17 protein-coding genes are annotated in these 19,555 nt (G+C 75.8%); 10 read left to right on the top strand and 7 right to left on the bottom strand.

From position 1 onward, the window contains the following. Nucleotides 1–239: 239 nt before the first annotated feature. Together adhP and ACH4N1_RS17945 are read right to left on the bottom strand one after the other, a co-directional pair. Entirely contained in the window at nucleotides 240–1,262 is a 1,023-nt protein-coding gene (adhP, locus tag ACH4N1_RS17950) for an alcohol dehydrogenase AdhP (protein WP_398098127.1), read from the bottom strand. 105 nt (nucleotides 1,263–1,367) lie between these two features. Beyond that, nucleotides 1,368–2,273: a universal stress protein gene (locus ACH4N1_RS17945; RefSeq protein WP_398098125.1), complete on the bottom strand. Its 906-nt coding sequence runs from the start codon at nucleotides 2,271–2,273 to the stop codon at nucleotides 1,368–1,370. Between the two features lie 268 nt (nucleotides 2,274–2,541). On the opposite strand from ACH4N1_RS17945, the gene gap reads away from it, so the two are divergent. Both gap and ACH4N1_RS17935 read left to right on the top strand, forming a co-directional pair. Continuing rightward, nucleotides 2,542–3,570: a type I glyceraldehyde-3-phosphate dehydrogenase gene (gene gap, locus ACH4N1_RS17940; RefSeq protein WP_382793018.1), complete on the top strand. Its 1,029-nt coding sequence runs from the start codon at nucleotides 2,542–2,544 to the stop codon at nucleotides 3,568–3,570. Nucleotides 3,571–3,731: 161 nt separating this feature from the next. Then, entirely contained in the window at nucleotides 3,732–5,441 is a 1,710-nt protein-coding gene (locus ACH4N1_RS17935) for a GAF domain-containing protein (RefSeq protein WP_398098355.1), read from the top strand. Between the two features lie 291 nt (nucleotides 5,442–5,732). On the opposite strand, the gene ACH4N1_RS17930 is transcribed toward ACH4N1_RS17935, so the two are convergent. After that, a complete protein-coding gene (locus ACH4N1_RS17930; protein ID WP_398098123.1) occupies nucleotides 5,733–6,722 on the bottom strand; it encodes an Acg family FMN-binding oxidoreductase in 990 nt (329 codons plus the stop codon). A 317-nt stretch (nucleotides 6,723–7,039) separates the two neighbouring features. Between ACH4N1_RS17930 and ACH4N1_RS17925 the strand changes: the two genes are divergently transcribed. The 5 genes from ACH4N1_RS17925 (at nucleotide 7,040) to ACH4N1_RS17905 (ending at nucleotide 12,862) form a co-directional block, all read left to right on the top strand. Beyond that, a complete protein-coding gene (locus ACH4N1_RS17925) occupies nucleotides 7,040–7,669 on the top strand; it encodes a hypothetical protein (RefSeq protein ID WP_398098121.1) in 630 nt (209 codons plus the stop codon). 109 nt (nucleotides 7,670–7,778) lie between these two features. Continuing rightward, a complete protein-coding gene (locus ACH4N1_RS17920) occupies nucleotides 7,779–8,642 on the top strand; it encodes a universal stress protein (protein WP_398098120.1) in 864 nt (287 codons plus the stop codon). 195 nt (nucleotides 8,643–8,837) lie between these two features. After that, nucleotides 8,838–11,543: a GNAT family N-acetyltransferase gene (locus ACH4N1_RS17915; RefSeq protein ID WP_398098118.1), complete on the top strand. Its 2,706-nt coding sequence runs from the start codon at nucleotides 8,838–8,840 to the stop codon at nucleotides 11,541–11,543. Nucleotides 11,544–11,555: 12 nt separating this feature from the next. Further along, nucleotides 11,556–12,287 (top strand): CBS domain-containing protein, encoded by a 732-nt coding sequence (locus tag ACH4N1_RS17910; protein WP_398098116.1) that lies wholly within the window; start codon nucleotides 11,556–11,558, stop codon nucleotides 12,285–12,287. Nucleotides 12,288–12,355: 68 nt separating this feature from the next. Continuing rightward, a complete protein-coding gene (locus tag ACH4N1_RS17905; protein WP_398098114.1) occupies nucleotides 12,356–12,862 on the top strand; it encodes a flavodoxin domain-containing protein in 507 nt (168 codons plus the stop codon). Between the two features lie 107 nt (nucleotides 12,863–12,969). Here the strand turns inward: ACH4N1_RS17905 and ACH4N1_RS17900 are convergent, their stop codons facing one another. Together ACH4N1_RS17900 and ACH4N1_RS17895 are read right to left on the bottom strand one after the other, a co-directional pair. Then, nucleotides 12,970–13,596, bottom strand: coding sequence for an alpha/beta hydrolase (locus tag ACH4N1_RS17900; RefSeq protein WP_398098112.1), 627 nt, complete (start codon nucleotides 13,594–13,596; stop codon nucleotides 12,970–12,972). Nucleotides 13,597–14,384: 788 nt separating this feature from the next. Then, nucleotides 14,385–14,960: a hypothetical protein gene (locus tag ACH4N1_RS17895; RefSeq protein WP_398098110.1), complete on the bottom strand. Its 576-nt coding sequence runs from the start codon at nucleotides 14,958–14,960 to the stop codon at nucleotides 14,385–14,387. Nucleotides 14,961–15,306: 346 nt separating this feature from the next. On the opposite strand from ACH4N1_RS17895, the gene ACH4N1_RS17890 reads away from it, so the two are divergent. Beyond that, complete coding sequence (locus ACH4N1_RS17890) at nucleotides 15,307–16,383, top strand: zinc-dependent alcohol dehydrogenase family protein (RefSeq protein WP_398098108.1); 1,077 nt, start codon at nucleotides 15,307–15,309, stop codon at nucleotides 16,381–16,383. A gap of 167 nt (nucleotides 16,384–16,550) precedes the next feature. Beyond that, nucleotides 16,551–17,414 (top strand): universal stress protein, encoded by an 864-nt coding sequence (locus ACH4N1_RS17885; protein ID WP_398098106.1) that lies wholly within the window; start codon nucleotides 16,551–16,553, stop codon nucleotides 17,412–17,414. Nucleotides 17,415–17,577: 163 nt separating this feature from the next. On the opposite strand, the gene ACH4N1_RS17880 is transcribed toward ACH4N1_RS17885, so the two are convergent. Together ACH4N1_RS17880 and ACH4N1_RS17875 are read right to left on the bottom strand one after the other, a co-directional pair. Continuing rightward, entirely contained in the window at nucleotides 17,578–18,243 is a 666-nt protein-coding gene (locus ACH4N1_RS17880) for a CBS domain-containing protein (protein ID WP_398098105.1), read from the bottom strand. Between the two features lie 208 nt (nucleotides 18,244–18,451). Next, nucleotides 18,452–18,904 carry a cyclic nucleotide-binding domain-containing protein gene (locus ACH4N1_RS17875; RefSeq protein ID WP_398098104.1) on the bottom strand — a complete coding sequence of 151 codons (453 nt, stop codon included), beginning with the start codon at nucleotides 18,902–18,904 and terminating at the stop codon, nucleotides 18,452–18,454. A 358-nt stretch (nucleotides 18,905–19,262) separates the two neighbouring features. Between ACH4N1_RS17875 and ACH4N1_RS17870 the strand changes: the two genes are divergently transcribed. Continuing rightward, nucleotides 19,263–19,505, top strand: coding sequence for a hypothetical protein (locus ACH4N1_RS17870; protein ID WP_398098102.1), 243 nt, complete (start codon nucleotides 19,263–19,265; stop codon nucleotides 19,503–19,505). Nucleotides 19,506–19,555: the final 50 nt, after the last annotated feature.

Below are 19,555 nucleotides of genomic sequence, written 5' to 3'. Positions count from 1 at the left end.
GTGCGCGGCCGGGGTGTCACCCGGCGGGTGGCACCAGGTGCGGCGGGATCAGGCGCGGCGGGACCAGCCGCGGGGCGGCCTCGCCCGCCGCCCGGTCGTGGGGGGGGGGGGGGGGGGGGGGGGGCGCGCGCCCGGCGGGGCCGCCGGGGGGGGGCCGCCCCCCCCCCGGGGGGGGGGGGGGGGGCGCCCCCCCCCCCCCCCCCCCCCCCCCCCCCACGACCGGGGGCGTCGCGCCGTCGTCACCGCCCCGTGCCGAGGTCGAAGACGATGCGGGCCTTGACCTCGCCGCGCAGCACCTCGTCGATGGATTCGTTGACGGAGGCGAGGGCGCGGGTCTCGTAGATGACCTTGGTGCGTCCGGCGGCGTGCAGCTGGAAGACCTCGGCGAGGTCCTGACGGGTGCCGACGATGGAGCCGATCACCGAGGTGCCGTTGAGGACGGTGTCGAAGATCGGCACGCGGACCGTGCCGTGGGCCGGCAGGGCCACCATCACCAGCTTGCCGCCGCGTCGCAGCCCGGCGTTGACGGCTTCGAAGGCCGCGTCGTTCACCGCGAGCGCGATGGCCGCGTGGGCGCCGCCGTGCCGCTTGAGCACCTCGCCGACGTTCTCCACCCGGGCGTCGATGACGATGTCGGCGCCGAGGTCCTTGGCGAGCTGGAGCTTGTCGTCGGTGACGTCGATCGCGGCGACGGTGGCACCGGCGATCTTGGCGTACTGCACGGCCAGGTGGCCGAGCCCGCCGACGCCGGAGACGGCGACCAGCTGGGTGGGCTTCACGTCGGCGACCTTGAGCGCCTTGTAGGTGGTCACGCCCGCGCAGGTCAGCGGCGCGGCCTCCAGGGCGGTGATGCCTTCCGGCACCGGCTGGGCGAAGTCGGCCCAGGCCAGCATCTTCTCGGCGTACCCGCCGTCGCAGCCGTAGCCGGTGTTGACCTGCTCCTCGCACAGGGTCTCCCAGCCGGACAGACAGTGCTCGCACCGTCCGCAGGCCCTGCCCAGCCAGGGCACGGCGACCCGCTGCCCGACGGACAGGTGGGTGACGCCCTCGCCGAGCTTCTCGACCAGGCCGACGCCCTCGTGGCCGGGCACGAACGGCGGGCTGGGCTTGACCGGCCAGTCACCGTGCGCGGCGTGGATGTCGGTGTGGCACAGCCCGGACGCCTCCACCCGGACCCGGATCTGACCCGGACCGGGCTCGGGGTCCGGACGCTCCTCGATGACCAGGGGTTCACCGAACGCTCGAACGACCGCTGCCTTCATGGCTTCTTCTCCTCTGTGCTGTCTGTGCTGTCTGTGCTGTCTGTGCTGTCTGTGCTGTCTGTGCTGCTGTGCTGGATGTGCGGGTGCGTCGTGGACCGCACGGTGTCAGGGGTGCGCGACGACGGCGACGGGGGCCGTGGAGTGGTGCAGGACGGCGTGCGCGACCGGGCCGATGTGGGTGCCCAGCGGGCTGCGGCGGATCCGGCGGCCCACGACGACGAGGGAGGCCTCGCGGGCGGCGTCCAGCACGCGGTCGGCCGCGCTGCCCAGGCGGGAGATCTCGACGACCTCGACGTCCGGGTACTTCGTACGCCAGGGGGCCAGCACCTCGGCCAGGGCGGCGGCTTCCTGCCGCCCGAGCTCGGCACCGATCTCGGGCGCCGCGGGCAGGCTGTAGACGTAGTACGGCGCCAGCGTCCACGCGTGCACCACGTGCAGGGCGGTGCCGCGCCGGTCGGCCTCCTCGAAGGCGAAGCCGAGGACGGCGTCGTCGGGCTTGGCCACGTCCAGGCCGAGCACCACCGGGCGGTACGGGGCCGCCGCGGACGGGGCGCCGGCCTGATCCGCGACGTGCTCGTCGGCGGCCTGCCCCCCGGCCCGGACGAGCACCACCGGGACATCGGTGTGCGCGACGGCCGCCAGGCCCACCGAGCCGACCAGGAAGCCGCCGAGCCCGCCGAGGGCGCGGGAACCGAGGACGAGCAGTTCGGCGTCCTTCGCGGTGTCCGCCAGTACGTCGGCGGGCGTGCCGGTCAGTTGCCGCTGCGTGATCTCGACGCCGGGGTGGCGCAGCCGCAGGCCCTCGGCCGTCTCACGCGGGACGCGTTCGCTCCAGTGCGCCTGCGTCTCGGTGCCCAGCAGCGGCGCCTGGGCCATCGGCTCCGGCACCGGCTGCCACACGTGGACCAGCGTCAGCGGCAGGCCGCGCAACCGGGCCTCGCGTGCCGCCCACTCCGCGGCGGCGTTGCTCTCGGACGATCCGTCGATACCCGCGACAACAGTGCGGACCATGGTGTTCTGCCTCCTGGACTGGGCTTCTGCTTCCAGCATGCGGCAGCGGAGGCCGCCCGGAGCAGGGCCGCAGGTCCCCGGCGCGGGCCGACCGGCCCTATCCGGCCCTGCTCCGGGCGGCGCGGCCGGACCGGACGCCCGGAGCAGGGCCGAACGGCCCGCCGCCGGCCCCCCTACGGCCCAAGCCCAGCCCCGCCCGCCGACGGGATGCTGGCACGGCGTCCGGAGAGCACCGGACGGGAACGACCCATCGGGGAGGACGACGGACATGACCGTACGTGTGGGCATCAACGGTTTCGGCCGCATCGGACGCAACTACCTGCGGTGCGTGCTGGAACGCGCCGGAACGGACGGCGCGGCACCCGTGGAGGTGGTGGCCGTCAACGACGTCACGTCGCCGGCGGCGCTGGCCCACCTGCTGACGTACGACTCGACGTACGGCCGCCTCGGCCGGCCCGTCGACCACGACGACACCTCGCTGACCGTCGACGGCCACCGCGTGGCCGTGAGCGCCGAGCGCGACCCGGCCGCCCTCGCCTGGGGCGACCTCGGCGTCGACATCGTCATCGAGTCGACCGGCCGCTTCCGCACCCGCGAGCAGGCGGGCCGGCACCTGTCGGCGGGCGCGCGCAAGGTGCTGCTGTCCGTGCCGGGCAAGGACGTCGACGCCACCGTCGTCATGGGCGTCAACGAAGGCACGTACGACGCGCGACGGCACCACGTGGTCTCCAACGCCTCGTGCACCACCAACTGCGTGGCCCCCATGGTGAAGGTGCTCGACGAGCACTTCGGCGTCGTCAAGGGGCTGATGACCACCATCCACGGCTACACCAACGACCAGGTGGTCCTCGACGGCCCGCACAAGGACCTGCGCCGCGGCCGCAGCGCCGCCGTGAACATCATCCCCACCAGCACCGGGGCCGCCCGCGCCGTCGGCCTGGTCCTGCCCGAGCTGGCGGGCACCCTCGACGGCAGCGCGGTGCGCGTCCCGGTCGAGGACGGCTCCCTCACCGACCTGACCATGGTCCTCGAACGCCCCGTGACCGCGGACGAGGTCAACGCCGCCTACCGGGAGGCCGCCGCCGGACCGCTCAAGGGCGTCCTGAGGGTCTCCGACGCCCCGATCGTCTCCCGGGACGTCGTCGGCGACCCCGCCTCCTGCGTCCTGGACGCCCCGCTGACCCAGGTCCACGGCGACCTGGTGAAGGTCTTCGGCTGGTACGACAACGAGTGGGGCTACACCAACCGGTTGCTCGACCTCACCGAGTACGTCGCCGCCCGCCTGCCCCGCGACTGACGATCTTCCCCGGGGCTCCCTCCTCCACGACGAAACGATCCCGTATCCTCCATTGGCGCCGACCGCTACCGTGGCAGGCGAAGTGAAACGGCGGCACGGCCGGTCACAGGCGGAGAGCGGGAGGAGAACGGGTGGGAAGCCCCGAGGGGGAGCAGGCCCGGATGCGGCTGCCCCAGCTACGGCTGGACGAGCTCCTGGAGGAGTTGCAGGCCCGCCTGGACGCGGCCCGCGGCACCCGGGACCGCGTCCACAGCCTGCTGGAGGCAGTGCTCTCGGTGGGCCGGGAACTGGACCTAGAGCAGGCACTGCACAGCATCGTCGAGGCCGCCGCGGCCCTCGTCGACGCCGAGTACGCCGCACTGGGCGTGATCGGCCCGGACGGGCGCCGGCTGTCGGCGTTCCACACGGTCGGCGTCAGCGAGGAACAGATCGCGCGCATCGGCCCGTACCCGGAGGGCCACGGCATCCTCGGAGAGCTGATCCGGCACCCCGAGCCCCTGCGCCTGGCGAAACTCTCCGAACATTCCGCCTCGTACGGCTTTCCCGCGAACCACCCGCCGATGAACTCCTTCCTCGGCGTCCCCATCAGGGTGCGCGAGCAGGTCTTCGGCAACCTGTACCTGACCGAGAAACGCGGCGGGCTGCAGTTCGACGAGGAGGACGAGGCGGTCCTGTCGACGCTGGCCGTCGCGGCGGGCGTCGCCATCGACAACGCCCGGCTCTACGAGGAGTCCCGGCTGCGCGAGCGCTGGCTCCAGGCCAACGCCGAGATCACCCACCGGCTGATGTCCGGCAGCGAGCAGGGCGACGTCCTCGCGCTCATCGCCGAACAGGCACGGGAGATCACCGGCGCGGCACTCGCCGTGCTGGCGATCCCGATGCAGGGCACCGACTCCCTCGCCGTGGAACTGGCCATCGGCCCGGAAGCGGAAGCGCACCGGGGCCTCGTACTGCCCCAGGAAGGCAGCCTCATCGGCCAGGCCTTCGCCCAGGACACGCCGCTGACCAGCGCGGACATCGCCCGGGACGACCGGACTTCGGCGGGCCCCCCGCGGTTCACGGGGCTGGGGCCGGCCGTGGCCGTCCCCATCGGCTCCGGCGAGAGCGCCCGCGGTGTGGTGCTGCTGGTCCGGGAGACGGGCGGCAACGAGTTCACCCAGAAGGAGATGGCACCGCTGCGGGTCTTCGCCGCCCAGGCGGCCGTCGCCATGGAGCTGGCCGAACGCCGTCAGGACGCCGAGCAGATCGTGCTGCTCGAGGACCGCGACCGGATCGCCCGGGACCTCCACGACCTGGCCATCCAGCGGCTGTTCGCCACCGGTATGACGCTGCAGAGCGCGGGCCGCTTCATCGAGCACTCGGGTGCTTCCGAGCGGGTGCTGAGGGCGGTGGACGACCTCGACGAGACCATCAAGATCATCCGGTCGACGATCTTCGGTCTGCGCACCCGCGGCGACGAGGCGGCGCCCGGCCTGCGGGCCCGGGCGGTACGGGTGGTCGGAGAGGCCGCGCCCGTCCTCGGTTTCGCACCCAGCGTCCGCATGGAGGGACTGCTCGACACCCACGTGCCGAAGGACACCGCCGACCACATCGTGGCCGTCCTGTCCGAGTCCCTGACCAACATCGCCCGGCACGCCGGCGCCGACCGCGCCGAGGTCGTGCTGGAGACCGACGGCAAGCAGGTCCGCCTCACGGTCACCGACAACGGTGTGGGCATCCCGGCGGAAGGCCGCCGCAGCGGCCTCACCAACATGGCGGAACGGGCCAGGAAGCTCGGCGGGGACATGGAACACGCCGACCGGGAGGGCGGCGGCACGGAGCTCGTGTGGCACGCCCCGGTGCGGGACACGGAGAGTCCGGCGGCCGGCTGACCCCGACCCGACGGCGGGGGGGGGGCCGCCCGGCCCGCGGCCCCGCCGCCCCCCCCCCCCCCCGCCCCCCCGCCCCGGGGCGGGGGCCCCCCCCCCCCCCGGGGGGCCCCCCCGCCCCCCCCCGCCCGCCCCGCCCCGCCGAGTCGTCCGCGCGAGACACGGGAGCCCCCTCGTTCCCCCGCACCGCACCGGCGGCTCCGGCCGCCTCCCGCACCGCGCCGACGGCCTTCCCGCACCGTGCCGACAGCCCTCCGCACGGCCCCGCCGGGCCGTCCTCACAGTCCCGGCGGATCACAGCGGCCCGCGTGCGACGTCCATGACCTCTCCCACCGCGCGGCGCGCTGAGGCCGGTCCGTCGGGGCCGTACCCGAGCCGGATCACCATCTGCGCGTGGCCGCGCCGCTCGTCACCGAGCGACCCCAACTGCGCGCGCAGGTCCGGCCATTCGAGGGCCTGGTGCAGCAACGAGGACCGGGCGCCGTGGGCGGTGGCCGACAGCAGGACGCGCTCCAGCGCCTGCCCGGCGCGCAGCCAGTCCGCGCGCCGGTCGTGCGCCGTGGACAGCAGGGCGAGCTGCGGACGCGTCTCGTACGGGCGGGCCGCGAGGACGGCCGGGTGCCGGTGGGCGCCGAAGTCCCGCATCGGTACCTGGTCCAGGAAGTCCTGGAGGCCCAGGACCCCCTCCCGCATGCCCACCGCCGAGGGTTCCGCGGCCCGCACCCAGTGCCGGCTCTCGGCCGCGCGGTCGGCGTCCACCGTGTTGCGGCGTTCCGCCTCCCACGTGAGCCGCAGCACGTGGCCGGTCTCCTGCGGCCCGGGGAAGCGTAGCAACGCCCCCTCCGCCCGGGCCGCTTCGGCGAGTTCGGCCAGGAGGTGCCCGGGCAAGGGCCGGTCGGAGAACGGGAACCGGCTGCTGTGCCGGCGCCACACGGCGTCGTGCAGGTCGGGTGCCGAGGTACCGCGGGCCGGCCGGGCGAGGCGGACGGTGGCGAGGAGATCCGGCCGACCGGGGCGGGGGAGCAGCCGCGTGACGGGTTCATGGCCGTGATGGGCGGCCGCCACACGCAGGTTGAGGACGGCGCAGCCGACCGAGAGGTGCAGGGCGCGGCCCGTGGGGTCGAGGTGGCGCAGGCCCCGTTCCGTGGCGGCCAGGATCTCCACCGTCCGGGTCTCCGGGACGTACCGGAAGCGCCAGGGCTGGGTGTTGTGGACGGAGGGCGCCGCCGCGGCGGCGGCGATCAGCCTCTCCAGGACGGGAACGTCGAGAGTCGTCGTGCTCATCGGAACTCCTTTCCGACCCGCACGTGCCGTGGGCGGTGCCGGTCGTCGTCCTGGCCCAGCGTGGTGTCGGGAGAGCGCGAAGGCCAGGGGCCGAGTGGCCCTGCCCGGCTCCGGACGGCCCTGTCCGCGCCGGCCGGCCGCGGCGGACCGGGCCGTGCTCGCCCCCTCTGCCGTACGCCCGCCGCCGAACAGGCCCTTGACCGGGGGACGTTCAGCCCCTCGGCCGTGGCCCTTCGGCACTCGGTGGGGGGTGGCCCGGCACAGCACAGTGAGTGGTGTCCGGAACCGACCGGACCGTCTTTGAAGGGATCACCGCCATGGCCGTGCACGAGCACGCTCACCGCACCGCGGGTCTTCACCTGCCGTCGTTCCGCAGGGGCCGTGCGGCCACGGCGTCCGCGCCCGCCGAGTCGGCACTCGAGGGCACGCACACCGTGCGGGCCCGCCTCCTGGGGAGCCTGCGGATCCTGATGGGGTTCGTCTTCCTGTGGGCGTTCCTCGACAAGGCGTTCGGCCTCGGGTACGCGACTCCGTCCGGAAAGGCCTGGGTCGACGGGGGATCGCCGACGAAGGGGTTCCTCAGCGGCGTCTCGGCCGGGCCGCTGGAGTCGACGTTCCACTCCTGGGCCGGTGCCGCCTGGGCGGACTGGCTGTTCATGCTCGGCCTCCTGGGCGTGGGCGCGGCACTGGTCGCGGGGATCGGTCTGCGGCTCGCCGCGGTGGCGGGAACCGCGATGATGGCGCTGATGTGGATGGCGGAGTGGCCGCCGGCCCAGCACCTCTCGGACGGCGCGCCGAGCATGTCGACGAACCCCTTCGCCGACTACCACCTCGTCTACGCCCTCGTCCTGATCGCCCTGGCCGCCGCCTCCGCCGGGGACACCCTCGGCGCCGGCCGCCGCTGGGCCGCCCTCCCCCTCGTCCGCGACAACGGCTGGCTGCGCTGAGCGCACCGCACACGGCGGGCCCCCGACCGGGCCCGCCGCGGCAGTGAGACCCCCACCCCACCACCCCTGAGGCCGGTCCGCCCGGCCCCTCACCCAGGAGACGCACACCATGTCCCACACCGTCGCCGTAGGTTTCGACGGCTCCCGCGAGAGCCGTGCCGCCGCCGAGTGGGCGGCCGGGGAGGCGCAGTTGCGCACCCTGCCGCTCCGGCTCGTCCAGGTCTGGGAGCCCCTTCCGGAGCCCATGGCGCAGGCCTCCCTCCCCGACGCCGGGACCGGGAGGATCCCGCACGAGGCCGCCGAGGAACTGCGCCTGCGGCACCCCGGTCTCGACGTCCGGACCGAGCAGCTCTCCGGCGGCCCGGCCGAGGCGCTGTGCCGGGCGGCCGCCGAGGCGGACCTGCTGGTGCTCGGCTCGCGCGGGATGAGCGGGCTCGGCGGCTTCCTGGTCGGTTCGGTCGGCCTCGCCGTCGTGGCGCACGCCGAACGGCCGGTGGTCCTGGTCCGCGCCCCCGCACCCGCCGACGGGCACGGCACGGGCGACGCGCACGGGCCGGTCGTGCTGGGGCTGGACACCGGCCGGCCGAGCGAGGCGCTGATCGAGTTCGCCCTGACCGAGGCGGCGCGCCGCGGCGCCGCCGTACGCGTCGTCCACGGCTGGAGCCCGAAGCCCTCCTACGCCTACGCGCTGGCGGCCGACCCCGGCCTCCACGAGACCCTCGCCCAGTACGAGTCCACCGCGCTGACCGAGATGCTCCACCCCTGGCGGGAGAAGTTCCCGGACCTGGAGATCACGGCCGATTCCCGGTACGGCAGCCCGGCCGCGCAGCTGGTGGAGGCGTCCCGCGACGCCCGGCTCGTGGTGGTGGGCCGCCGGATCCGCCGCCATGGGCCCGGCGCGCACGTCGGCCACGTCACCCACGCGGTGCTGCACCACTGCACCGCTCCCGTCGCGGTCGTCCCGCACGACTGAGGCGCCCCGGTCGCTCCGGGGGAAGCCGGCCCGCCGCGGCCGGACGCCGCCCGGAGCGCCGCCCCTCGGTCACCGGCGCCCCGGTCGGCGGTGGAGAGGGGGCCGACCGGCCCCGCGACCGGCCCTGACAGCCCCTGGGCCTCCCCCGCGCGCCGCCCGACGATCGACGTAGCGACAAGCCCCGAAGGAGCCCCGATGACGGACGACCTGCTCAGCCGGCCCGGAGTCCACGCCCTGCTCGCGGACGGCACCACCGTGTGCATCCGTCCCGTGCTGCCGGGCGACCACGACCAGCTGGAGGGGCTCTACCAGGAGGTGTCCCCGGGGAACCCGCGCCGCGGATCCTCCGCGGGGGACGGCCGGTCCGCCGGGACGGCCGCCGACCGGGCCTGCGCCCCCGCGCGGCCCGGCCACCGCGCGCTGCTGGCCGAGGCACAGGGCGGCGTCCTCGGGCTCGCACGCTACGACGCCCAGGACGGCGCCGACGGCGCGCCCGACGCCGCGGACCTCTTCGTGGCCGTCGCCGCGGGCCTGCACCACCGGGGCGTGGGCACCCTCCTCGTCGAGCACCTCGTGTCGGCGGCCCGGTCGGACGGCATCACCACCTTCACGGCGGACGCGTTCGGCGAGGACCGGGAGGCCCTGCGTCTCCTCGCCGACCTCGGCCTGCGCGTCGACCGCCGCCCGGCAGGACCGGACGTCCGCTGCACCGTCGCACTCGGCGAGGACGACGCCTACCTGTCCGCCGTCGAGGCCCGGGGCCGGGTCGCCGACGTCGCCAGCCTGGAGCCGCTGCTGCGGCCCGACGCCGTCGCCGTCGTCGGCGCCGGACGGGTCCCCGGCTCCGTGGGGCGGGCCCTGCTGCACCACCTCCACGTGGGCGGTTTCACAGGGCGTCTGTTCGCCGTCAACCCCGGCGCCACCTCGCTGCTCGGCGTGCCGTCGTACCCCTCCGTCGACTCCTTGCCCACGACACCCGACCTCGTGGTGATCGCCGGGCCCGCCGCCTCGGTGCCGACCGTGGCGGAGCAGTGCGGCAAGGCCGGCGTAAGGGCCCTGGTCGTCGTCACGGCCGGGCTGGACGACGACCGGGCGCGCGCCCTGCTGGCGATCTGCCGCACGTACGGCATGAGGGTGGTGGGCCCGAACAGCCTCGGCATCTCGAACACCGAACCGCGCCTGTGCCTGGACGCCACCTTCGCCGCCGGCCGTCCGCTGCCGGGGACCGCCGGGGTCGCCGTGCAGTCGGGAGGCGTCGGCATCGCGCTGCTGGCAGGCCTGTCCCGGCTCGGCATCGGCGTCTCCACCTCCGCCTCGCTCGGCGACACGTACGACGTCGGCGGCAACGACCTGCTCCAGTGGTGGGAGAGCGACGGCCGCACCGACCTCGCCGTGCTGCACCTGGAGTCCTTCGGCGACCCACGGGCCTTCTCCCGCACCGCCCGGCGCGTCACGCGCCGCATGCCGGTGCTGACCGTCGACGCCGGCCGCACCGAGGCCGGCCGCAGGGCCGCCGCCGCGCACACCGCCGCCGCGGCCACCCGCACCATGACCCGCCAGGCCCTCTTCACCCAGGCCGGCGTCACCGCCACCCACTCGATCGGCGAACTCCTCGAAACCGCCGCCCTGTTCCACACGCAGCCGCTGCCCACCGGCACCCGCGTCGCCGTTCTCACCAACGCCGGCGGGGTGGGCGTCCTGGCCGCCGACGCCTGTGCCGAGGCAGGACTCGTCCTGTCCCGGTTCAGTACGCGACTCGTCGACGACCTGCGCGCCGCCCTGCCGGCCGGAGCCGCCGTGGGCAACCCGGTGGACACCACCGCGGCCGTCACCGAGGACGAACTGCGCACCTGCCTGGACCGGCTCGCGCAGGACCCGGCGATCGACGCCCTGCTGGTGGCACTCGTCCCCACCGCGGTCGCCGAGGCCACCGGCGACGACCTGCTGCGCGCCGTCACCCGGGGACCGGGACGGCGGGCGCGGCCGGTCGCCGTCGTGCGCCTGGACCAGGCGGTGCCCGTCACCCTGCTGCCCGCCGCCGACGACGACAGCGTCCCCGCGTACGCGGAACCCCGGGCGGCGGCGCGCGCCCTGGCCCACGCCGCCCGACGCGAGGCCTGGCTGCGCCGGCCGGCCGGCACCGTCGTGGACCCCGACGGAGTCGACACCGAACGCGCCCACGAGATCGCCGCGGCCCACCTCGCCGCCCACCCGGACGGCGGCCTGCTCGACCCCCGCACCTGCGCCGACCTCCTGTCCTGCTACGGCATCCCCCTGACGCCGTGGGCCTGGGCCGAGACGGAGGACGACGCCGTGCTCGCCGCCGACCGGCTGCGCGGCCTCGACGGCCGGGTCGTCATGAAGGCCCACTGGCCCGGACTGGTCCACAAGAGCGCACAGCACGCGATCCACCTCGACCTGCGGGGCGAGGACCGGGTGCGGGCCGCCTTCCGCGACCTGGAGACGCGCTTCGCCGGGCTGATGACCGGCGTGGTCGTGCAGCCGCTCGCCGAGCGCGGCACCGAACTGTTCGCCGGCGTCGTCCAGGACGACGTCTTCGGGCCGCTCGTCCTGTTCGGCCTCGGCGGCACCGCCACCGAGGTGCTGGCCGACCAGGCCGCCCGGCTCGCCCCGCTCACCGACCACGACGTGCACGACCTGATCACGTCCCCGCGCTGCGCCCCGCTCCTGTTCGGCGCGCACGGCGACGGCCCCGTCGACCTCGAGGGCCTGGAACAGCTGCTGGCGCGGCTCTCCCGGCTGGCGGGCGACCTGCCGCAGCTCGCCGAGGCCGAGCTCGACCCGGTCCTCGCGGGCCCCGGCCCGGTCTCCGTGCTCGACGCGCGGATCCGGCTGCTGCCGCGCCGGGCCCACGACCCCTTTCTGCGCCGGCTCCGCTGAGGAGGCAGGACCATGAGAAACGCCGAGGTCGCGTCCGTGATGACCACCGACGTCGTCCGAGCCGAGTACGGCACCCCCTTCAAGGCCGTCGCGCGGCTGCTCGCCGAGCACCGCATCGGCGGACTGCCGGTGGTCGACGAGCACGACCACGTCATCGGTGTCGTCTCCGAGACGGACCTGATGACGCGCCAGGGGGAGACACCCGTCTTCCGCCGGGCCGCCCGGCGCGCCGGACTCCCCGCGCTCACGCCCGGCGCCCGGCGGCGGGCGGCCCGGGCGAGGGCCCGCACCGCCGGACAGCTCATGACCGCGCCGCCCGTCACCACGCACGCCGACGACACCGTCGTCCGGGCCGCCCGCACCATGGCCCGGCGGCACGTGGAGCGGCTGCCGGTGCTCGACGCCGGGGGCCGGCTGGTCGGCATCGTCACCCGGCACGACCTGATGCGGATCTTCCTGCGGCCCGACGCCGAGATCCGCCGGGAGGTGATCGAGGAGATACTGGTGAAAGCACTGTGGCTGCCGCCCAGGAGCGTCGACGTCTTCGTGACGGAAGGCGTGGTCACCCTGGACGGTCGCATGGAGCGCAGGAGCGGGACCGAGATCGCCGTGGCCATGGCCCGTCGGACGGACGGCGTGGTCGCCGTGGTCGACAGACTCACCTACCGGACGGACGACACCCGGCCCCGGCCCGACAGCCGGGTCCCGCACGGCGTGGCCGGCGAACGGCCGCGACGCATCTGAGGGACGCGTCCGGGAGACGCGTCCGGGAGACGCGTCCGGGAGACGCATCTGAGAGGAGGCGGATCGCCATGCCGGACAACGTACTGGTCGCCTACGCGACGAAGAACGGCTCGACGGCGCAGATCGCGGAGGCGGTCGCGGAGGTCCTTCGCAAGGACGGGCTCGCGGCCGAGGCACTGCCCGCCGGGTCCGTGACGGACGTGGCGCCCTACGACGCCGTGGTGGTCGGCGGCGGACTGTACGCCGGACGCTGGCACAAGGACGCCCGCCGCTTCGTACGACGCCACCGCCGGGCACTGACCGGGCGCCCGGTGTGGTTCTTCAGCAGCGGACCGCTGGACGCCTCGGCCTCCGAGCGGGACATCCCGCCCGTGCCCGGCGTCCGGCGCGCCATGGAAAAGCTCGACGTCGGCGAGCACGTCACCTTCGGCGGGCGGCTGGAGGAGGGGGCCAAGGGACGCATCGCCCGCATGATCGTCCGGTCCGGGAAGGGCGGCGACTTCCGCGACTTCGCCGTGATCGAGTCGTGGGCGGCGGGCGTCGCGAAGGCCTTGCACGACCGCGGGAGCCCGTAGGGAGCGGACCGGCGAGCCCCCGGTGTCCGTCACCGTGACGGACACCGGGGGCTCGCCGCGCGGGACGGCCCGCACGCGCCCGTCGACGTCACCGGCCCGCCGGCCGGTCACGCCGGGCCGGGGCGCGCGGTGGCGGGGCCAGGCCGGAGCAGGCGATCGGTGAACCAGTCCAGGCCGAGCGCCGTCGCGGTGTTCAGGGCACCCGGTTCGGTGAAGGCGTGCGCGGCGCCGGGGACCACGGCGATGCGGTGCTCGCAGCGCATCCAGTCGGCCGCCACCCGGCTGCGGCCGAGCACCCGCGTGTCGAGTCCGCCGACGACCAGGAGCGTCGGAGCGGCGAGCGCGGCGAGCGCGGCGGGCCCGGCCAGGTCCGGACGGCCGCTGCGGGACACGACCGCGCGGACGTCGTCGCCCGCGGCGGCCTCCAGAGCGGCAGCCGCACCCGTGCCCGTGCCGAAGTAGGCCACCGGCAGGGGGATCTCGCGGCGGAGCCACTGGGAGGCGGCGCGCAGACGCCGGGCCAGCAGGACGACGTCGTGGACGTTGTGCGGGGTGCGTTCCTCCTCGGCGAGCAGGTCGAGCAGGAGGGCGCCGAGGTGCCGTCCGCGCAGGGCGTCGGCGAAGCGCTGTTCCCGCGGGCCGTGACGGCCCGAGCCGCGCACCACGACCACCATCGCCCAGGGGGCGGCGGGAAGGGAGAGCCGCCCGCTCAGCCGCACCGGTCCGGCGGGCACCTCCACCTCGCCCCGCGGCCAGGGCCCGTCCGGTACGGGGGTCCCCCCGCGCGCTGCCGTTCCGTCGACCGCCGCTCCGTCGAGCGCCGGCGAGGCGGCCGCACCGGCCGCGGCCGGCCCGCGCGCCGCGCCCCGGCCGGTACCGGGCGCGGTTCGCCGGCGGGCGCCCGTGGAAGTGGAACCGGGACCGTGGGGAGACCTCCTGGCGCGGAGAGAGTCCTCGGCGAGCCGTCGGGGCCGTGCCGGCGTACCTTCCGCACCGGCCGGAACCGCCGCCCCCACCCGGTCGGCGCCCGGACCGCGGGCCGACCGTCGGCTGCCGTCCGCGGGGACTGCGGCGGGCGGCGCCTCGTCCGCCACCGTGGCGGCACGGCCGGGCTGCCGCGGCGGGCGGACCGGACGGCCGAGCCGTACCCGGTGCTCCGGTGCGCGGCCGACGGCGCCCATCGGGCCGATGAAGCCGATGGGGCCGACGGCGCCGGAGTCCGGGCCCGGTCGGCGGGGCGCACGCGGGCCGCCCGCCGCCGACGCGTGCGCGGGTGCGTCCGGGCGTGCGTCCGGGCGTCCGGTGGCCTCGTGCGCCGTCCCGGCCCCCTCCGGGGGGCCCGGCGTCACGACGTCGGTGCGGTACGGGTGCCGCGGAGTACGGGTCGGCCGCGACGCGGCTTCCGCGCGGTCGTCGTGGCGCATACGCCACCTCCTGGGGTGCGGCGGCGGTCGGCCGCCTCGATGTTCATCGCAGCACGCGCGCGTGACCGTCGCGCAGGGGCGGACGCCCCCGCCGCCGGTCATCCGGTCCGCTGGGTCCACCGCGGGCCGATCAGCTCCCACTCCGCGGCCCACCGGGCCAGCCGGCCCTGGTCGAGCCGCCACCGCGCGAGAGCGCCGACGCCGAGAGCGGCGACGGCGACGGCCAGCGCGGCGCCGGTGCCGAAGAAGGCCGCCTCGACGGTGCCCTCGGTGGCGCCCGTCGGCTGCGGGGTGAGCGTGCCGCGGTCGTTCTGCCAGACCGTGATCCGCGCGCCGGCCCCGGTGCCCCTGCTCACCGGCGTCCGTCCGGTCCGCGAGGTGCCGTCGGGAGCCGTCCAGCGCACCTCGGCCCTCACCCGGTAGACGTTCCCGACGTCCGTCGTGGCGCGCGGCACGTCGGCGAGCACGACGGCCGTGACGGGGTGCCGCTCGGCACGCTCCCGGGCGGACGCCTGGACGGCGGCGTGGGCCGTCACGAACCCGGCGAGGGTCCCGCCGACGAGCACGACCGTCCACAGCACCAGCATGATCCAGGCCTCGACGACGTCCTCGTGGCGCCGCAGCGGATCGTCCCGCCTCCGCCACGGCATTCCCACACCCCTGCTGCCGCGCATCGCCGGCACCTCCTCGCCCGTCCTCGTCCTTCTTCGACGGTGGCAGCGAAGCCGGGCGCGGGGCAGGGGCCGAGAGGGCGGCTCCCCTGGGCCGAACGGACCCGCCCCGGCCCCGCCGAGAGGCCGTTGGGCCCTCCGCGGCACGGCCCCCGCGGGCGGCGCGCCGCCCCGGCGCTCCGGCCCGCTCCGCGCGCGGGGCCGTCCGGCCCAAGCGGATTCCGGGACCATGGGACAGGCTGGAGGTGTCGGGGGAGAGAAACGCAGTGCGCGGGAGCCGGGCTCCGCCCGCCGACGGCGGCGCGGGGACCAGGCTCCCGCCCCGGAGCGAGAACCCGAGAGGTGCGGCATGAAAGGCTATGTGTTCCACGGTCCCGGACAGTCCGCCTGGGAAGAGATGCCGGACCCCGGCGTCAGGGAGGCCACCGACGCCATCGTCCGGGTCGACGCCGTCACCATCTGCGGCACGGACCTTCACATCCTCAAGGGAGACGTACCCGAGGTGCGCCCCGGCACGGTGCTGGGCCACGAGGCCGTCGGCGAGATCGTCGAGGTCGGCGGCGACGTGCGTACGGTACGGCCGGGGGACCGGGTCCTGGTCTCCTGCATCAGCGCCTGCGGGCGGTGCCGTTACTGCCGCGAGGCCATGTACGGCCAGTGCCGGGGCGGCGGGGGCTGGATCCTCGGTCACCTGATCGACGGAACCCAGGCCGAGTACGTCCGGGTCCCGTACGCCGACCTCTCCGTGTACCCGTTGCCGGGCGCGGTGACCAGCGAGGACGCCGTGCTGCTGGCCGACATCTTCCCGACCTCCTACGAGGTGGGCGTGCTCAACGGCCGGGTCCGTCCCGGAGACACCGTCGTCGTCGTGGGAGCCGGCCCCGTCGGGCTGGCGGCCGTCGCCACCGCCCGGCTGTTCTCGCCCGAGCGGATCATCGCCGTGGACGTGGCGGCGTCCCGCCTGGAGGCCGCCCGCAAACTCGGGGCGGAGACCGTCGCGGACGCCCGGGAGGCCCCCGAGCAGCTGGTCGCCGACCTCACCGACGGCCTGGGCGCCGACGTCGTCATCGAGGCGGTCGGCGTGCCGGAGACCTTCGAGATGTGCGCCCGGATGGTCCGGCCCGGCGGCCGGGTCGCCAACGTCGGCGTCCACGGCAAGCCGGCGACGCTGCACCTGGAAGACCTGTGGATCAAGAACGTGACCATCACCACGGGCCTGGTCGACACCCGCTCCACGCCCACCCTGCTGCGGATGGCGGCCGCCGGCCGGCTGCCCACCTCCCAGCTGGTCACCCACACCTTCCCGCTCGACAGCATGCAGGAGGCGTACGACGTCTTCGGCAACGCCGCCGAGACCGGCGCGCTCAAGGTCGTGCTCGGAGGACAGCGGCACGACTCCGTGGCCGTGCGGGCGGAACAGCGGTGAGGTGAACGGGCGCTCGGCGAGCGTACGGGGGACCGGACGGCACGGCGGGAGGGGCCGTTCGGCGCGCCGCCGGGTTCCCCCGGCCCCTGCCCCGGCCCCGGCCCGAGGACGAGCATCGGCCGTGAGCCGCCGCGCAGTCGTCGGGCGGAGCCGAAGGGGAGGAAGCCATGACCCACCACCATCAGCACCAGGAACCAGCGGTCGTCCGGGAACGAGTGGTCGTCGGAGTGGACGGCTCGCTCGCCTCCGTACGGGCGCTGGACCACGCCGCGGACGAGGCGGCCCGCCGCGGCTGCCCGCTGCGCGTGGTCCACGCCGTGCCCGACCGCGACGAGGCCGCACCGGTGCTGGCGTCCTCCGCGTCCCGTGTCGCCGGCCGTCATCCGGGGCTCGCGGTGGAGACCGTGGCCGCCGAGAGCGGCGCGGCGCGGGCACTGGCCGACGCGAGCGGGTCGGCGGCCCTCACCGTGGTGGGCACCAGGGGCCTCGGAGGGCTCGGCGGCCTGCTGTTCGGCTCGGTGAGCCTGCGCGTGGCCGCGCACGCCCACGGCCCGTTGCTCGTCGTGCGCGGCGACCACGCCGACCGCAGCGGCGGGGACGTACTGCTGCACCTGCCGGACGACGCCGACGCGGCCGTGGCCGACTACGCCTTCGAGGAGGCGCGGCGGCGCGGTGCCCGGCTGCGGGTGCTGCACACCCCGGCCCACCGGCACGTCCTGCCCGAACTGCCCTCGCTCGTGCCCGCGACGAGCCCGGGACAGGAACGGCTCGCCCGGCGGGAACGGGCCGACGAGGCCGTACCCCGCTTCGGCCTGGCCGCGCTGCGCGACCTGCACCCGCAGGTGGAGGTCGTCATGGACACGGTCCGCACCGGACCGGCGCACGCGCTGCTGGAGGCCACGCGGGACGCCGCCGTCGTCGTGATCGGCGCCCGCCGGACCGACGGACGACCGGGACCGCACCCCGGCGCGGTCGGCTCCACGCTGCTGCACCGCTCCCACTGCCCCGTGGTCGTCGTCCCCGCCGGCTGACCGGCACGCGCGCGAGGTCGGTGCCCGTCCGTACAGGGACGGCAGGCACGGTGGGGACAGTGGGGACGGTGGGCGGCCGGTGCACCACCGGCCGCCCACCGTCGGTTTCCCCTCCGGGCTCCCGTGCTGCCCGTCGTGCCGCCGCCGCCCGGAAGCCCCCGTCTCAGCTCGGCACGCTGCGCGGGAACCCGCCCGAGAAGTCGCACTCGACGTCGACGACGCCCTCGACGGCGCGCACCAGACGGGCGGCGACGGGTACCAGGGAGGTGTCGCGGAGGTGACCGGTGAGGGTCACCACGCCGTCCTGGACCTCCACGCCCAGGGGTTCGGCCGGTGCGGGGAAGAGGACGGAGACGACCTCCCGCCGTACCTCCTCGGCGATGTCCTGGTCCGTCCGCAGGAAGACCTTCAGCAGGTCCGCCCGGCTGACCAGGCCGTCGAGCAGGCCCTCGGCGTTGACGACGGGCAGCCGCTTGACCTTGCGCTGGGCCATGATGCGGGCGGCCTGGGCCAGGGTCGCGTCGGCGTGCACGGTCACCGCCGGGGTGCTCATCAGCTCCCCGGCGGTCAGCGCGCCCGCCTTGGCGAGGTCGGCCAGCCGGCTCCGCTGGGTGTACCGGTCGGGGTCGTCGTCGCGGAACTCCTCCTTCGGCAGCAGGTCGGCCTCGGACACCACGCCGACGACCCGGCCCTCGCCCTCCAGCACCGGCAGGGCGCTGACCTTCCACTCCTCCATGAGCTGGACGATGTCCTTGAAGCGCGCGTCGCGGCCCACGGCCACGACCGTGTGCGTCATGACGTCGCTGACGATGTGCGGACTGCTGGACATGATGTGCTCCTCGGAGTGTCGGAAGCGGAGTGTCGCAAGCGGGGTGTCGGAAGCGGGGTGGTGGTGGGCGGAGTGCCGAAGGCTGAGTGGCGGTGAGGGAGTCGCGCCGCCGGACCGGCGCGCGGGGCGGCGGCGGTGACCGGGGCCGGACGGCCGGGGCGGCGCGCCGGTCCGGCGGGCGCGTCGTCGGCCGACGAGTGCCCCTACCTCAGCGGCTGCCGCTGCCGTACGGGGCGTACAGGTCGAGCAGGCGGACGCGGGCCGACTGCAGCCGGTGGGCGACGACCCGCCCGACCCACTGCGCGACCGCGCGGCCGAACTCCGGGTCGTCGGCGCACATTGCCCGCACGGCCTCCGCGTCGAACTCCCACGCGCGCACCGGACTGGTGGCCTCGGCGCCCAGCTGCCACACGTACGGCGGGAAGTGCCAGGACCAGCCGACCAGTTCGCCGTGACCGATCGACTCGATGACCGCCGCGCGACGGCCGGGTACCCGCAGGTCGAGGGCGACGGTCCCGGTCCTGATGATCCAGAAGCGGTCGGCGTGCCGTCCTTCCTCGAAAATGCGGGTGCCCACGTCGAAGGCGACCTCGCGGGCGTACCGCATCAGTTGTTCACGGTGCTGGACCGGAAGGCCCGCGGCCAGAGTGATGGAGGTCATCGTTCCCGTTCCCTTCTTGCCTCCGGCCGCAGGCGGCCGACGTGTGGGGCGTACGGAGCGTGTTCGGGGCGTCGGCGGCGGAGCCGGCCCGCGCCGCGTCGGGCGCGCGGGTCCGGCGCCGACTCGCCACGGCAGCTCCGCTGATTCCAGACTGTCCCCGTCGGCCCGCGCGGGCCACGGGCCGCTCGACCCCGATGAGGGCCCTTCGGCCCAACCGGGGGCGTGGGGATCGGCCGGCCGGGGAGGACAGGGGGCCGCTCCCCGGCGGCATCCGGGCCGGTCGGCCCATGCGGCGAGGCGCCGACGGGAGTTGGCTGGAGGCGAAGGAACAGTGTCGGACCGGGAGGAGTGAGGAAGAGTGGGTACGGCTCTCGCACCGCAACGCCGGGAGCGGCTCGCGCTGCTGCTGGCCGCCTCGACGGGTGTGACGTTCACGATCGCCGCGGTGGCCGACGCCCTGGCCGTACGCCGGGCACGCCGACGGGCGGCCGTGCCGCCGGAACCGCCGGCCCGGCACCAGGAGCGGACGGCCGGCGAACGGGCGGACAGCGGGCGGCCGCACAGCGGACGGGCGGACCGCCGCACACCGGTCTCCTGCTGACCTGGCGACCGCACACCGGTTCACCGGACGCCGGTTCCCCGCCGGCCGCG

Origin of the sequence: Streptomyces sp. NPDC017202, from assembly GCF_044331705.1 — a bacterium.
In the GTDB taxonomy this organism is placed as follows: Bacteria; Actinomycetota; Actinomycetes; order Streptomycetales; family Streptomycetaceae; genus Streptomyces.
This window is presented reverse-complemented; position numbering and strand designations above follow the sequence as displayed.